Origin of the sequence: Streptomyces sp. BE20, assembly GCF_036322525.1 — a bacterium.
Lineage (GTDB): Bacteria > Actinomycetota > Actinomycetes > Streptomycetales > Streptomycetaceae > Kitasatospora.
In genome coordinates this window covers 236,080-251,323 of sequence record NZ_JAQYWW010001203.1, presented here as the reverse complement: position 1 = coordinate 251,323, position 15,244 = coordinate 236,080, and the positions used below count along the sequence as shown (strand labels likewise).

The 15,244-nt window shown below is 71.4% G+C and carries 13 protein-coding genes and 2 tRNA genes; 13 read left to right on the top strand and 2 right to left on the bottom strand.

Translation table 11 applies throughout. From position 1 onward, the window contains the following. Window positions 1-39: 39 nt before the first annotated feature. From gnd to PUR61_RS39700, 11 genes are all read left to right on the top strand, one after another. Window positions 40-915, top strand: coding sequence for a phosphogluconate dehydrogenase (NAD(+)-dependent, decarboxylating) (gene gnd, locus PUR61_RS39750; RefSeq protein WP_329884801.1), 876 nt, complete (start codon window positions 40-42; stop codon window positions 913-915). A gap of 65 nt (window positions 916-980) precedes the next feature. After that, window positions 981-2,114: a DNA replication/repair protein RecF gene (recF, locus tag PUR61_RS39745; protein ID WP_329884800.1), complete on the top strand. Its 1,134-nt coding sequence runs from the start codon at window positions 981-983 to the stop codon at window positions 2,112-2,114. Between the two features lie 125 nt (window positions 2,115-2,239). Further along, the gene (locus PUR61_RS39740; RefSeq protein ID WP_329884799.1) at window positions 2,240-2,779 is read left to right on the top strand and encodes a DUF721 domain-containing protein; all 540 of its coding nucleotides are present in this window, start codon (window positions 2,240-2,242) and stop codon (window positions 2,777-2,779) included. A gap of 248 nt (window positions 2,780-3,027) precedes the next feature. After that, entirely contained in the window at window positions 3,028-5,052 is a 2,025-nt protein-coding gene (gyrB, locus tag PUR61_RS39735; RefSeq protein ID WP_329884798.1) for a DNA topoisomerase (ATP-hydrolyzing) subunit B, read from the top strand. 56 nt (window positions 5,053-5,108) lie between these two features. Further along, complete coding sequence (gene gyrA / locus PUR61_RS39730; protein WP_329884797.1) at window positions 5,109-7,721, top strand: DNA gyrase subunit A; 2,613 nt, start codon at window positions 5,109-5,111, stop codon at window positions 7,719-7,721. A 152-nt stretch (window positions 7,722-7,873) separates the two neighbouring features. Next, the gene (locus tag PUR61_RS39725; protein ID WP_329884796.1) at window positions 7,874-8,620 is read left to right on the top strand and encodes a DUF3566 domain-containing protein; all 747 of its coding nucleotides are present in this window, start codon (window positions 7,874-7,876) and stop codon (window positions 8,618-8,620) included. 272 nt (window positions 8,621-8,892) lie between these two features. After that, window positions 8,893-10,284 carry a cyclopropane-fatty-acyl-phospholipid synthase family protein gene (locus PUR61_RS39720; RefSeq protein ID WP_329884795.1) on the top strand — a complete coding sequence of 464 codons (1,392 nt, stop codon included), beginning with the start codon at window positions 8,893-8,895 and terminating at the stop codon, window positions 10,282-10,284. 16 nt (window positions 10,285-10,300) lie between these two features. Next, window positions 10,301-10,377, top strand: a tRNA-Ile gene (locus PUR61_RS39715). 139 nt (window positions 10,378-10,516) lie between these two features. Then, window positions 10,517-10,840, top strand: coding sequence for a DUF6191 domain-containing protein (locus PUR61_RS39710; protein ID WP_329884794.1), 324 nt, complete (start codon window positions 10,517-10,519; stop codon window positions 10,838-10,840). 279 nt (window positions 10,841-11,119) lie between these two features. After that, window positions 11,120-11,248 (top strand): DLW-39 family protein, encoded by a 129-nt coding sequence (locus PUR61_RS39705; protein ID WP_014137031.1) that lies wholly within the window; start codon window positions 11,120-11,122, stop codon window positions 11,246-11,248. Window positions 11,249-11,440: 192 nt separating this feature from the next. Then, window positions 11,441-11,513: transfer RNA gene (locus PUR61_RS39700), tRNA-Ala, on the top strand. Between the two features lie 71 nt (window positions 11,514-11,584). Here PUR61_RS39700 and PUR61_RS39695 read toward each other — a convergent pair. Next, on the bottom strand, window positions 11,585-12,421 hold the full coding sequence (locus tag PUR61_RS39695; protein ID WP_443035315.1) for a DUF5324 family protein: 837 nt from the start codon (window positions 12,419-12,421) through the stop codon (window positions 11,585-11,587). A 341-nt stretch (window positions 12,422-12,762) separates the two neighbouring features. On the opposite strand from PUR61_RS39695, the gene PUR61_RS39690 reads away from it, so the two are divergent. Further along, window positions 12,763-13,668: a rhomboid family intramembrane serine protease gene (locus tag PUR61_RS39690; RefSeq protein ID WP_329884792.1), complete on the top strand. Its 906-nt coding sequence runs from the start codon at window positions 12,763-12,765 to the stop codon at window positions 13,666-13,668. Window positions 13,669-14,020: 352 nt separating this feature from the next. Here the strand turns inward: PUR61_RS39690 and crgA are convergent, their stop codons facing one another. Then, window positions 14,021-14,269 carry a cell division protein CrgA gene (gene crgA / locus PUR61_RS39685; protein ID WP_329884791.1) on the bottom strand — a complete coding sequence of 83 codons (249 nt, stop codon included), beginning with the start codon at window positions 14,267-14,269 and terminating at the stop codon, window positions 14,021-14,023. A gap of 177 nt (window positions 14,270-14,446) precedes the next feature. On the opposite strand from crgA, the gene PUR61_RS39680 reads away from it, so the two are divergent. Next, window positions 14,447-15,205, top strand: coding sequence for a DUF881 domain-containing protein (locus PUR61_RS39680; RefSeq protein ID WP_329885000.1), 759 nt, complete (start codon window positions 14,447-14,449; stop codon window positions 15,203-15,205). Window positions 15,206-15,244 lie beyond the last annotated feature (39 nt).

Sequence of the window (15,244 nt, the reverse complement as noted above, 5' to 3'; positions counted from 1 at the left end):
GCCGCCCGCAGGGACGTCACCACAGGTAAGGATTAGGTCATGGAGCTCGGCCTCATCGGTCTCGGCAAGATGGGCGGCAACATGCGCGAGCGGATCCGCCGCGCCGGCCACACCGTCATCGGCTACGACCGCAACCCCGACATCTCCGACGTCGAGAGCCTTCAGGAGCTGGTCTCCAAGCTCCAGGCCCCGCGCGTCGTCTGGGTCATGGTCCCGGCGGGTGCCGCGACCCAGGCCACCGTGGACGAGCTGGCCGAGCTGCTCTCCCCCGGCGACGTGGTGGTGGACGGCGGGAACTCCCGTTGGACCGACGACGTCAAGCACGCCGAGGCGCTCGCCGCCAAGGAGATCGGCTTCGTCGACTGCGGCGTCTCCGGCGGCGTCTGGGGCCTGGAGAACGGCTACGCGCTGATGTACGGCGGCCGGGCCGAGCACGTCGCGAAGGTTCAGCCCGTCTTCGACGCGCTCAAGCCCGAGGGCGACTTCGGCTCCGTGCACGCGGGTGCGGTCGGCGCCGGCCACTTCGCCAAGATGGTCCACAACGGCATCGAGTACGCGATGATGCAGGCCTTCGCCGAGGGCTGGGAGCTGCTGGAGGCGGCCCCCGAGGTCACCGACGTCCGCGAGGTCTTCCGCAGCTGGCAGGAGGGCACCGTGATCCGCTCCTGGCTGCTGGACCTGGCCGTCCGCGCCCTCGACGACGACGAGCACCTGGCCAAGCTCAAGGGCTGGGCCGCCGACTCCGGCGAGGGCCGCTGGACCGTCGAGGCGGCGATCGACCACGCCGTGCCGCTGCCGGCCATCACCGCGTCGCTGTTCGCCCGCTTCGCCTCCCGCCAGGACGACTCGCCGCAGATGAAGATGATCGCCGCGCTGCGCAACCAGTTCGGCGGCCACGCGGTGGAGTCCAAGTAGTCCCGCAGTCCCCACCCGGGTAGTCCCACCGGGTTCTCCACAGAAGGCGAGCGCAGTCCACAGTCATGCACGTCGCGCATCTGTCGCTCGCCGACTTCCGTTCCTACGCCCGGGCCGAGGTCTCCCTCGACCCGGGCGTGACGGCGTTCGTGGGTCCCAACGGCCAGGGCAAGACCAACCTGGTCGAGGCGGTCGGCTACCTCGCCACCCTCGGCAGCCACCGCGTCGCCACCGACGCCCCGCTGATCCGGCTGGGCGCCGAGCGGGCGGTGGTGCGCGCCTCCGTGGTCGCCGGCACCCGCACCACCCTGGTCGAGCTGGAGATCACCCCCGGCAAGGCCAACCGGGCCCGGATCAACCGCTCGGACAACGTCCGGCCGCGCGACGTGCTGGGCCTGCTGCGCACCGTGCTCTTCGCCCCCGAGGACCTCGCGCTGGTGAAGGGCGACCCCGGCGAGCGACGGCGGTTCCTGGACGAGCTGCTGACCGCCCGCGCTCCCCGGCTGGCCGGCGTCCGGCAGGACTACGAGCGGGTGCTCAAGCAACGCAACGCCCTGCTGAAGACCGCCGCGATGGCCCGCCGGGCCGGCGGCGGCAAGGGCGCCGACCTCTCCACCCTGGAGGTCTGGGACGGTCACCTGGCCCGGTCCGGCGCCGAGCTGACCGCCTTCCGGATCCAACTGGTGGCCGCCCTCCAGCCGCTGGTCACGGCCGCCTACGGGCAGCTGGCACCGGGTGGCGGCGAGACGGTCCTGGAGTACCGCAGCTCCTTCGAGGGCGAACTGCCCGGCAGTCGCGAGCAGGCCGAGGAACAGCTGCTCCAGGCCCTGCGGACGGTCCGCAAGCAGGAGGTCGAGCGGGGGATCACCCTGGTCGGCCCGCACCGCGACGAGCTGGTGCTCAGACTCGGTCCGCTGCCCGCCAAGGGCTACGCCAGCCACGGCGAGTCCTGGTCGTTCGCGCTGGCGCTCCGGCTGGCCTCGTACGAACTGCTGCGCGCCGACGGCGGTGAGCCGGTGCTCGTCCTGGACGACGTCTTCGCCGAGCTGGACGCCTCCCGCCGCGACCGGCTGGCCGAACTGGTGGCCGGCGGCGAGCAGGTGCTCGTCACCGCCGCCGTCGCCGAGGACGTGCCGAAGGCGCTGGCCGGGGTCCGGTTCTCGGTCGCCGACGGAGCGGTCCAGCGCGTCACCGGCTGAGCTCCGGCACCGTTTCCCCACCCGATCCCCCCACCCGCAGCGGTCGGGGGCGCCCCGAGGACCCCTCCCGCTCCCGTACGCTGGACGGCTGACCGTTGTCCACAGGCTGGGGATAGGAGATCGCCGTGAGCGAGCCGGCGCAGGACTCCCCGCAGCAGGGCGGCGCCGAGCTGACCGGCGCCGATCTGGCCCGGTCGGCGCTGCGGGCGGCCCGGGCGCAGGCCCGCCAGCGCGGCGAGCAGGTCCGCGAGAAGCGCGAGGCGAAGCGGCACGGTCTGCGCAGCGGGGCCCGCTCGGACGGCCGTGACCCGGTGCCGCTGGGGGCGGCGCTGAACCGGCTGCTGACCGAGCGCGGCTGGGAGTCCTCGGCGGCCGTCGGCGGCGTGATGGGCCGGTGGCCGCAGATCGTCGGCCCGGACATCGCCGCGCACTGCACCCCCACGTCCTACGACGACGAGGCCGCGGTTCTCACCGTGCAGTGCGACTCCACCGCATGGGCGACCCAACTCCGCTGGTTGGCAAGGCAGTTGGTGGCCCGTCTGAATCACGAGCTGGGTCACGGTACGGTCCGGACCATCAAGGTGCTGGGTCCGGCCGCCCCGGTCCGCGGTTACGGCCGGCTGCGCGCTCCGGGCAGCAAGGGACCGGGCGACACCTGGGGCTGACCCCGGCCGGCCCGGGGCCGAGCGGACTCGGATCTTCCGGAACCCCTGACGGCCCTTCCAGGCGCTCTCAGCCCCCGGGGCGAGTATCGGGACATGTGCAGAGGGGATTCAGGGCGGCGTATCTGCCCTCAGAGGCTGCCAAACGCCCATCTCTGTCAGTCGTACCGGTAGACTGAGAGCCAAACACTGTTGCTAGTGGCAACCGAGTCGAAACGCCGTGGTCGCACGCCCGCCCGCACGGGGTGGGGATGCGGCCCGAGCTGTGCCAGAGAGGGCGCTTCGTGGCCGATTCCGGCAACCCCAGCCAGACCCCAGACCAGACCGACCAGGCTTCCTACACCGGCAGCAACATCCAGGTGCTGGAGGGCCTCGACGCCGTCCGCAAGCGTCCCGGCATGTACATCGGCTCGACCGGTGAGCGCGGCCTGCACCACCTGGTGCAGGAGGTCGTGGACAACTCCGTCGACGAGGCGATGGCCGGGTACGCGGACACCATCGACGTCATGCTCCTCGCCGACGGCGCGGTCCGGGTGGTCGACAACGGCCGGGGTATCCCGGTGGACATCGTCCCCGGGCAGGAGAAGCCGGCCGTCGAGGTCGTGCTCACCGTCCTGCACGCGGGCGGCAAGTTCGGCGGCGGCGGCTACGCGGTCTCCGGCGGTCTGCACGGCGTCGGCGTCTCCGTGGTGAACGCGCTCTCCACCCGGCTCGCGGTGGAGATCGACCGGGACGGCCACCGCTGGACCCAGGACTACAAGATGGGCGCCCCGACCGCGGCGCTGGTCAAGGGCGAGGCCACCGACCGGACCGGCACGACGGTCACCTTCTGGGCCGACCCGGACATCTTCGAGACCACGGTCTACTCCTTCGAGACGCTCTCCCGGCGCTTCCAGGAGATGGCGTTCCTCAACAAGGGCCTGACCATCTCGCTCACCGACGAGCGCCCCGAGCACGTCGACGAGGAGGGCAAGCCGCTCTCCGTCACCTACAAGTACGACGGCGGCATCGCCGACTTCGTCGCCCACCTCAACTCCCGCAAGGGCGACGTGATCCACCCCTCGGTGATCGACTTCGAGGCGGAGGACAAGGACAAGACGATCTCGGTGGAGATCGCCATGCAGTGGAACTCCTCGTACACCGAGGGGGTCTACTCCTTCGCCAACACCATCCACACCCACGGCGGCGGCACCCACGAGGAGGGCTTCCGCGCGGCGCTGACCGGTCTGGTCAACCGCTACGCGCGGGACAAGAAGCTGCTCCGGGAGAAGGACGACAACCTCTCCGGCGAGGACATCCGCGAGGGCCTGACCGCGATCATCTCGGTCAAGCTCGGCGAGCCGCAGTTCGAGGGCCAGACCAAGGACAAGCTGGGCAACACCGAGGCGAAGACCTTCGTCCAGAAGGTGGTCCACGAGCACCTCAACGACTGGCTGGACCGCAACCCCAACGAGGCTTCGGACATCATCCGCAAGTCCATCCAGGCCGCCACCGCGCGCGTCGCCGCCCGCAAGGCGCGCGACCTCACGCGCCGCAAGGGCCTGCTGGAGTCCGCCTCGCTGCCCGGCAAGCTGAGCGACTGCCAGTCCAAGGACCCGTCCGAGTGCGAGATCTTCATCGTCGAGGGTGACTCCGCCGGCGGCTCGGCCAAGCAGGGCCGCGACCCGCGGATCCAGGCCATCCTGCCGATCCGCGGCAAGATCCTGAACGTCGAGAAGGCCCGGATCGACAAGGTGCTGCAGAACACCGAGGTCCAGGCGCTGATCTCGGCCTTCGGCTGCGGCATCCAGGAGGACTACGACGAGTCCAAGCTCCGGTACCACAAGATCGTTCTGATGGCGGACGCCGACGTCGACGGTCAGCACATCCGGACGCTGCTGCTCACCCTGCTGTTCCGCTTCATGCGGCCGCTGGTCGAGTCCGGCTACGTGTACCTGGCGATGCCCCCGCTGTACAAGATCAAGTGGGGCAAGGACGACTTCGAGTACGTCTACTCCGACCGCGAGCGCGACGCCGTGATCGCGGCGGGCGTGGCCGCCGGCCGCCGCCTGCCGAAGGACGACGCGATCCAGCGGTTCAAGGGTCTCGGCGAGATGAACGCCGAGGAGCTCCGGATCACCACCATGGACCAGGCCCACCGCCTGCTCCTCCAGGTCACCCTGGAGGACGCCGCCCGCGCCGACGAGTTGTTCTCCGTCCTGATGGGCGAGGACGTCGAGGCCCGCCGCTCCTTCATCCAGCGCAACGCCAAGGACGTCCGCTTCCTGGACGTGTGACGCCTGCACCCAGGCCCCGCACGTATCCAGTCCGCGTGAAAGGAAACTGACCACCAGTGGTCGACGACAACCGTCCCGAAGGCGAGCAGCCCGAGACCCCCGAGGTCGCCTCCGCGATCACCCTGCGGATCGAGCCGGTCGAGCTCGAGACCGAGATGCAGCGCTCGTACCTCGACTACGCGATGAGCGTCATCGTGAGCCGAGCGCTGCCCGAGGTGCGCGACGGCCTCAAGCCGGTGCACCGCCGCGTGCTCTACGCGATGTACGACGGCGGGTACCGCCCCGAGAAGGGCTACTACAAGTGCGCCCGCGTCGTCGGCGACGTCATGGGCAACTACCACCCGCACGGCGACACCTCGATCTACGACACCGTGGTCCGCCTCGCCCAGCCGTGGTCGCTGCGGATGCCGCTGGTGGACGGCAACGGCAACTTCGGCTCCCCGGGCAACGACCCGGCCGCGGCCATGCGCTACACCGAGTGCAAGATGATGCCGCTGGCCATGGAGATGATGCGCGACATCGACGAGGAGACCGTCGACTTCGCCTCCAACTACGACGGCCGCTCGCAGGAGCCGACCGTCCTGCCCGCGCGCATCCCCAACCTGCTGGTCAACGGTGCCACCGGCATCGCGGTCGGCATGGCCACCAACATCCCGCCGCACAACCTGCGCGAGGTGGCCTCCGGCGCACTCTGGGCGCTGGAGCACCCGGAGGCTTCCAACGAGGAGCTGCTGGAAGCGCTGATGGAGCGGATCAAGGGCCCGGACTTCCCGACCGGTGCCCTGATCGTCGGCCGCCGCGGGATCGAGGAGGCGCACCGCACCGGTCGCGGCTCGATCACCATGCGCGCCGTGGTCGAGGTCGAGGAGATCCAGGGCCGCCAGTGCCTGGTGATCACCGAGCTGCCCTACCAGGTCAACCCGGACAACCTCGCCCTGAAGATCGCCGACCTGGTCAAGGACGGCAGGGTCGCCGGCATCGCCGACGTCCGCGACGAGTCCTCCTCGCGCACCGGTCAGCGCCTGGTGGTCGTGCTCAAGCGCGACGCCGTCGCCAAGGTCGTGCTGAACAACCTCTACAAGCACACCGACCTGCAGACCAACTTCGGCGCCAACATGCTGGCCCTGGTCGACGGCGTGCCGCGCACGCTCTCGCTCGACGCCTTCATCCGGCACTGGGTCAACCACCAGGTCGAGGTCATCGTCCGGCGCACCACCTTCCGGCTGCGCAAGGCCGAGGAGCGCGCGCACATCCTGCGCGCCCTGCTCAAGGCCCTGGACATGATCGACGAGGTGATCGCGCTCATCCGCGCCTCGGAGAGCGCCGACGCCGCCCGCAGCGGTCTGATGGCCCTGCTCGACATCGACGAGCTCCAGGCCAACGCGATCCTGGAGATGCAGCTCCGCCGGCTGGCCGCCCTGGAGCGCCGCCGGATCATGGACGAGCACGACGAGCTGCAGCGCAAGATCGACGAGTACAACGCGATCCTGGCCTCGCCGACCCGTCAGCGCGAGATCATCTCGGAGGAGCTCACCGCGATCGTCGAGAAGTACGGCGACGAGCGGCGTTCGACCCTCATCCCGTCCGACGGCGACCTCTCCATCGAGGACCTCATCGCCGAGGAGGACATCGTCGTCACGATCACCCGTGGCGGCTACGTCAAGCGGACCCGCTCCGACCTCTACCGCTCGCAGAAGCGCGGCGGCAAGGGCGTCCGCGGTGCCCAGCTGAAGCAGGACGACCTCGTCGACCACTTCTTCGTGACGACGACCCACAACTGGATCCTGTTCTTCACCAACAAGGGCCGGGTCTACCGCGCCAAGGGCTACGAGCTGCCGGACGCCGGGCGCGACGCCCGCGGCCAGCACGTGGCCAACCTGCTGGCCTTCCAGCCGGACGAGCAGATCGCCCAGGTGATGGCCGTCCGGACCTACGAGGACAAGCCGTACCTGGTCCTCGCCACCCGGGCCGGCCTGGTGAAGAAGACGCTGCTGAAGGACTACGACTCCCCGCGCTCCGGCGGCCTGATCGCGATCAACCTGCGGCAGGACGAGGAGGGCCGGGACGACGAGCTGATCGGCGCCGAGCTGGTCTCCGCCGAGGACGACCTGCTGCTGGTCTCCAAGAAGGCCCAGTCGATCCGCTTCACCGCGACCGACGACGCGCTCCGGTCCACCGGGCGCGCCACGTCCGGCGTCAAGGGCATGGCCTTCCGCGAGGACGACGAACTGCTCTCGATGAACGTGGTCCGGCCGGGGACGTACGTCTTCACCGCCACCGACGGCGGGTACGCCAAGCGGACGGGCGTGGACGAGTACCGTGTCCAGGGACGTGGCGGCTACGGCACCAAGGCGGCGAAGATCGTCGAGGGCCGGGGCTCGCTGGTCGGCGCGCTGGTCGTCGACGAGAGCGACGAGATCATGGCGATCACACTGTCCGGTGGAGTGATCCGCACAAGGGTTTCCGAGGTTCGTGAAACCGGACGTGACACCATGGGCGTCCAACTGATCAACCTCGGAAAGCGCGACGCGGTGGTGGGCATGGCCCGCAACGCGGAAGCGGAGGCCGAGGACGATGAGTCGGCGGAGGACGAGGTGGCGGCCATCGAGTCCACCGAGGTGGCCGAAGGTACGGAGACGGCGCCGGGCGGGGAGACCGCCGAGGCCTGACCTCGTACCGTGTCGGCCGGTACCGACGCGCCCGTGAGACGGCGCGTGGGGACCGGCCGGCCGACCAGTACCGGGCAATCCCGCCGGGCGCTGGATGACGAGTGACGACGCAGGGCGGTGTCGCCGCCCTGGTGGGAAGTGCGGGAGGACCAGTGAGTGGAGCCACGGGTGCTGCGGGAGGAGCCACCGGCGGCCGTCCGGGCGCAGCACAGGGCGGCGGGGGCTACGGGGTGCCGCAGCCGCCGGCCGAACACCCCTCCGCGTCCACCTCGCTGATGCCCCCGGTCGGCGCGGCGGGACAGGGCGGGGCGACCTACGGCGGCCAGCAGGCCCCGCCGCCCCCGCCGGGCGCTCCGGCGGGAGGGTCGGGGTTCTCGCAGCCGACCACCTACGCCAAGGGGCAGCCGACCCCGCCCCGGGGCACCCGGGTCGGCGGCGGCAACACGCCGCCCGGCGGGACGCCCGCCGCGGGCCCCCGCCGACCCGCCGCTCCGGCGGCGGCGCCGGTCGGCGGCCTGGGCGGCCGGACCAGGAAGGCCCGGTTGCGCGTGACCAAGGCCGACCCGTGGTCGGTGATGAAGGTCAGCTTCCTGCTGTCGCTGGCGGTCGGGATCATCATCATCGTGGCCGCGGCCGTGCTGTGGATGACGCTGGACTCGCTCGGCGTCTTCGACTCGCTGGCCAAGACCCTGAAGGACATCACGGCCTCGGAGAACAACGGCGGCGGCCTGAACCTGATGGACTACGTCGGCTTCGGCAAGGTGATGACCTTCACCTCGCTGATCGCCGTGGTCGACGTGGTGCTGCTGACCGCACTGTCCACGCTCTCCGCGTTCATCTACAACGCGGCGGCCGGCTTCACCGGCGGCATCGAGCTGACCCTCGCCGAGGAGGACTGACCCTCCGGGAGTGATCCCGGGTCAGCTGCCTCCGCACGGACGGATCTTCGTCCGCGGACGGAAATGAACGGGCCCCGCAGGCTGTTGCAGCCTGCGGGGCCCGTCGGCATCCGGGTGACAGCCGGTCCCCGCGGCGTGCCGTCCGAATCGGCCTCCGTCGCGGTGGGCTTAGCTGGACGCGCTCGTTCCGAGTTCCGACCGCCACAGGACTCCCCGGTCCCACCGGCCGGGTCCGGTACGGCTGCGCAGGTACGGCAGGACGGAGGCGCACGATGGCGGAGCTCGCACGGCGACTGGTCGAGGCCCTGGACGGGCTGCTCGGGGTCTCGGTACCGCTGCGGATCCAGGCATGGGACGGCAGCGTCGCGGGGCCGCCGGGGGCGCCCACGCTGGTCCTTCGCAACCGCCGGGCGCTGCGCCACCTGCTCTGGCAGCCCGGCGAACTGGGCCTGGTCCGCGCCTACGTCTCGGGGGACCTGGAGGTCGCCCCCGGCACCGACCTCTACGAGGTGCTGCGCGACGTCGCCCACTTCGTCGAGCGCCCCGAGATCCGCCGGCTGCGGTTCGGCCCGGCCGAGGTCGTGGGCGTCAAGGGCCGCCGGGCGGCGGGCGCCCTGTTGCGGGCCGGCGCGTTGGGGCCCCGCCCCGTGCCGCCGCCGGAGGAGGCCCGCCCGGCGGGACGGCTGCACAGCCGGAGCCGGGACCGGGCGTCGATCAGCCACCACTACGACGTCGGCAACGACTTCTACGCGCTGGTCCTGGGCCCGTCGCTGGTGTACTCCTGCGCGTACTGGGAGCCCGCCGCCAGGAGCCTGGAGGCGGCCCAGGAGGCGAAGCTGGACCTCATCTGCCGCAAGCTCGGCCTGCGGCCGGGGATGCGGCTGCTGGACGTCGGCTCCGGCTGGGGCTCGCTGGTGCTGCACGCGGCCCGGCACTACGGCGTGACGGCGGTCGGCGTCTCCATCTCCGCCGAACAGGTCGCGCTGGCCCGGCAGCGGGTCGAGGAGGCCGGTCTGGCCGACCGGGTGGAGATCCGTCTCCAGGACTACCGGGAGATCCCGGACGGCCCGTTCGACGCGATCTCCAGCGTCGGGATGGCCGAGCACGTCGGCGCCGCGCAGTACCGCGCCTACGCCGAGGGCCTCTACCGGCTGCTGGTGCCCGGCGGCCGGCTCCTCAACCACCAGATCGCCCGCCGCCCCGACGTCCCCGGCGAGCCGTACCGTCCGAGCCCGTTCATCGACCGCTACGTCTTCCCCGACGGCGAGCTCTCCCCGGTCGGTCCCACGGTCTCCCTGCTGGAGGAGGCCGGCTTCGAGGTGCGCGACGTCGAGTCGCTGCGCGAGCACTACGGGCTGACCCTGCGTGAGTGGGTGGCCAACCTGGAGGCGCACTGGACGGAGGCGGTCCGGCTGGTCGGCCGGGGCCGGGCGCGGGTCTGGCGGTTGTACATGGCGGCCTCCGCGCTGGCCTTCGAGGAGAACCGGATCGGCGTCAACCAGATCCTCGCCGTCCGCACGACCGCCGGCGGTTCGGCCGGCCTGGCGGCCACCCGCGAGGAGTGGCTGCGCTCCTCCGGTACCGCCCCCCACCAGCCCGTCCCGGGAGCCCCTGCCGCTGCCCCGGGTGAATCGGATTTGGGGGATCGGCGATCGGTCCGCTAATCTTTCAGTGCGGCAAGGGGCTATAGCTCAGACGGTTAGAGCGCTTCCCTGATAAGGAAGAGGCCACAGGTTCAAGTCCTGTTAGCCCCACCACCGCGAAGGGCCCGGAGCATCGCTCCGGGCCCTTCGGCGTTCTCGTGCTCCGGAGGTGGAACCGCGGGCGCCGTCCGGGGGTTGTACGGGTGAGGACCGCCCGTCGGCGGGCGGCACCCGGTGGAGGGACGGTGGCGTGATGGCGGTGTTCTGGGCGATGAGCATCCCCGGCCTGGTCTGCGCCCTGGTGGCGCTGGCCTTCGTCGACCAGTTGGCGCTGAAGGCGCGGAAGTCGCGTCTGGTGCCCTGGCGGGGGACGGGTCGGGAGGGGCAGATCTCGGCGACCGGCTTCGAGCAGCTGCACGCGCAGTTCGCGGCCGGCAAGCAGCACCAGCTGGACGAACGGCAGAGCTCGCTGATGCTGCGCGACGAGGAGGGCGAGGGTGCGCCGCCCCGGACCAGGGTGGATCTGGCGGCCGGTGTGGCGGTCGTGGTGCCCCCCTCCCGTGGGCAGGAACCGTGACGGCTTCGAGGGGGCTCCAGGGGGGGCTCTGCGGGGGTTCGGGGCCGGGCCGACCGTACGACAGGAGGTGTGGCGTCAATCCTCCGACCGGACGGGTCGGTTGGAGCAGCGGTGGCTGGTCACGATTGGGACACCGGTGTGTATCATCGGCCGCAAGGGCAGTCTGCCAACCCGACCGCCCTTTCGTGCTCGTAAGGAATCATGGACTCGTCGGCCCGATCGAACCCGGTCGGTGCACGGCTACTGAGTCCGCCAACGCAAGAAGGACGAGGTCCCGCGGTGAAGAAGCTTCTCCTGGTCGCCCTGGTCGCCCTCGGCGGCTTCTTTGTCTACCGTCAGGTCCAGGCGGACCGCGCCGAGCAGGACCTGTGGACCGAGGCCACCGACCCGGTCCCGGCCGGTCGCTGAGGACGCCGACGATCTGACGATCGACGATCTTCGGGGGCGTCGCACGGCGCCTCCCGGTCCGGTCGGTCCGGCCCTGCGGCCGGACCGACCGGATCTTTCCCCGCCCGTACGGCAGGAGTGCCGGGACAGGGCGATGGGATTCGCGCCGGGACCGGGTACGCTGGTGCCCGGCGGTGCGCACGATGCCGCCCCGGGGCTTTAGCTCAGTTGGTAGAGCGCTGCCTTTGCAAGGCAGATGTCAGGAGTTCGAGTCTCCTAAGCTCCACAGTCGCCCGCCGTGTGCGGGCAGCAGATCGGCCGCCGACCTGAATCCGGGTCAGCGGCCGATCTGCGTTCTCAGTGCGGTTTCCGGGGGTCGTGCGGCTTGGGGCGGTCGTCGTCGTGGCCGTGGTCCGGTCCGGACCCGGTGTCGGAGCCGTTCGACGGCACGGAGCTGTCGGGTCGGCCGACCGGTGGGCCCGGTTCGGGGGAGACGCCGCCGGCCCCGGGCCCGCCGCCGGTTCCCGGCCCCGCGGCGTCGGCCCTGGAGCCGTTCACCGCGTCGGTGGGGCCGCTGCCCGAGGCGTGGGCGCCGCCGGACTGTGCGGGGGCCGGTGACGTCCCGCTCGCCGGTTCGACCAGCCACTCCGGGTTGCTGTGGTGCCGCCACCACTGCCAGGCCACGATGCCGCTGCCGATCGCCAGGGCGCCCGCGACCGCCAGACCGGTGGCCCAGCCGCTGCGGTGGGCCTTCCTGCGGTTCCGGGCCGCGAGGTCGCCGATCTCGGCCGAGGTGACGTTGCCGTGCAGGGCGGTCAGTGCGGCGGCGCTGCGGGTCTGTGCCTCCTGTGCGACCGGGGTGACGGTGGCGCGGGCCTCCTCGACCGCCTGGACGACCTTGGTGCCGACCGTGGTGCGTGCCTGGTCCGCGGCCTTGGTGGCGGCCAGGCGGGCGGCCAGGGCGGCCTCCTGGGCCCGGTGGAAGGCCTTGAGGGTGTTCTGCTGGGCCTCCGGCGGCAGGCTGGCGAAGGCGTGACCGATCTGCGGGGCGATGCGCCGGTCGTACTGGACGCGCGCGCTGTGGGCGGCCTGGGAGGCCTTCGGGCCCAGTGCGTCCAGGGTGGGGCCCAGGCGCTGCTTGGCGCTGTCCGCGAGGTTGCCGGCCGTCTCACGAGCTGAGTCCAAACGGGTCACGAGTCTCTCCTCCTGGTGGCGTCTTTTACGCACATATCCACCTGAATGCTGATCATGCATCCTGATCGGGCCGGTGGCACTCCGGAGTGGGCCGTACGCGCGGCGTGCCCGGCGGGCGCGCGGGCGCGGGCGCGGGGCCGGGGCCGGACGCAGGGCCGGCTCCGGGCCCGGGAAGGGTGGCGAGCCGCGGGCGCGGGGGAGGGTGGGGCCGTGGGGCGGGGGGTATGGCCGCAGTAGGCTGGCCGTTCCGGCGGCGTTCGCCGGGACCGCGTTCGCGTCGTCGCGGCAGGCGAGGTACGTCGCAGCAGGTCGTGGCAGGTCGTGGCGGAAGGGGAAAACCGATGCTCCCGGACGAGCCGAGGCAGCCGACCGACCGGGTCCCCGGGCCGGGCGGTGCGAGCGGGCTGTCCCGCTGCTACCGGCACCCCGAGCAGGAGACCGGCATCGGCTGCTCCCGCTGCGGTCGGCCGATCTGCCCGCAGTGCATGGTGAACGCGTCGGTGGGCTTCCACTGCCCGGAGTGCGTCAGCGAGGGCGGTCGTCAGGTCCGCCGGGCGACCACCCGGTTCGGCGGGCAGCCGGCCGGGGACGGCGCCCTGGTCACCAAGGTGCTGATCGGCGTCAACCTGGCGGTCTTCGTGCTGGCCGCCTACGTCCTCAAGCCCTGGCTGGCCGACGACCTCATGCTGGTCAGCTTCGACCCGCGCTACACCGGCTTCCCGTACGGCGTCGCCGAGGGACCGGAGCAGTGGTACCGGCTGCTGACTGCGGTCTTCCTGCACACCGCGCCCTGGCACATCGCCACCAACATGCTGATGCTCTGGGTGATGGGCCCCGCGCTGGAGTCGGCGCTGGGACGGCTCCGCTTCCTGACGCTCTACCTGCTTTCGGGACTGGCCGGCAGCGCGTTCGCGTTCCTGCTGGACGGCGACGGGATGAAGTCGCTGGGCGCCTCGGGCGCGATCTTCGGCCTGCTCGGCGCGACCCTGGTGATGTACCGCAAGGTCCGGGCGCCGCTCGGCCCGGTGGCCGCGCTGCTGGTGTTCAACCTGATCGTCACCTTCTCGGTGCCCGGGATCGACTGGCGGGCGCACCTCGGCGGCCTGGTCGCGGGGACGCTGACCGCGGCGGGCCTGATGTACGCCCCGCGCGCCAACCGGGCGGCGGTGCAGGGGCTCACGGTGGCGGGGGTGGCCGGGCTGGTCCTGCTGATGGTTCTGGTGGGTACGGCCAGCTACGGCGGGTGACGCCTCCGCACGGTTGTCCACAGCGGGTGGGTGGCTGTGCACAGGCGGTGCGGAGGCCCGGGTGCGGACGACTGTTCTACGCGTGTCCTGCTGTGCGTATTCGGCATTCGAGGGAGGGGCGCGCGAGGGTGTGGAAAGCGCCCCCGGCGCGAGTTATCCACAGGCCCGTGTGACTTTTCCCCAGTGTGGATAACCATGTGGATAAACGCGATAAGCGGGATAACCGATGGGACAAGTCGGGAGAAACCGCTACAGGTTTCGTACATATCCGGCAATCCGGGCACTGCGAAGCCGCCCCGGGGACCCGACGGTCCCGGGGCGGCGGAATGCGCTCAGGGGTGGAGCCCCGGCGTCACTTCCACTGGGTGGAGACGCCGAACCCCGCCGCGATGAAGCCGAAGCCCACCAGGATGTTCCAGTTCCGCCAGCTCTCCACCGGCCAGCTGCCGCTCGTCACGTAGTAGGTGACGATCCAGACCAGGCCGATCAGGAACAACGCCAGCATCAGGGGTGCAACCCAGCCGCGGCCCGAACTGATCTTCACCGTGACCGTGGTCGGCGGGGTGTAGTCGGACTTCTTGCGGAGTCGAGACTTCGGCACGAGGAGCTCTCCTGTCGATGCGCTGTGACCGCGCAGGGGTTCAGCGGGGGCGAGGCGGCCGGCGGTGGCGTTTGGGGAGAACGTTAAGGGGAGCGACCCCGCACATGCCACCGGCGTCCGTTAGCGTAGTGGCTCGGCGGGTCTGAAGGAGATAAGGGTACGGTGCCTAATTTGTCGATTCCCCCTCGGCCGCCCCGTACCGGGTCCGCCGGCACCCGAATTGTCGGACGTGCCCTGACCTGCGCCGTCTTCGCGCTCGCCGGGCTGCTCTTCTACATCAGCGCGCAGACCGCCCGCGGCACCGACCTGCGGACCGACAACTCGTTGCTCAGCCTCTCCGACGTGATACGGCAGCGCAGCGCCCAGAACCAGCAGTCCCAGGCCCAGCTCGCCGACCTCCAGGAGCGGGCCCGGCAGCTCACCGACCAGCAGGGCCGCAGCCCGGCCGACGCCGCCCGGCTGACCGCCCTGGAACAGGCCGCCGCGCTGGACCCGCTCCAGGGCCCGGGCCTCACCGTCACCCTCAACGACGCCCCGCCGAACGCGACCGCGCGCATCCCCGGGGTGCCCGAGCCGGGCGTCAACGACCTGGTGATCCACCAGCAGGACATCCAGGCCGTGGTCAACGCGCTCTGGCGGGGCGGCGCCGAGGGCGTCCAGGTGATGGACCAGCGGCTGATCTCCACCAGCGCCGTCCGCTGCGTCGGCAACACCCTGCTGCTCCAGGGCCGGGTCTACTCACCGCCCTACGTGGTGAGGGCGGTCGGGAGGACGGACGCGCTGCGCGGGGCGGTCGAGTCGGACCCGACGATCCGCAACTACCTGAAGTACGTCCAGGCCTACGGGCTGGGCTGGAAGGTCCAGGAGAGCGGGGACCTCGCCCTGCCGGGCTTCACGGGGACGGCGGACCTCCGCTCGGCGACCGGGCAGCAGTAGGGCGGGTCTACTCTTGTCCCCAGTCTGATACGTCGAGGG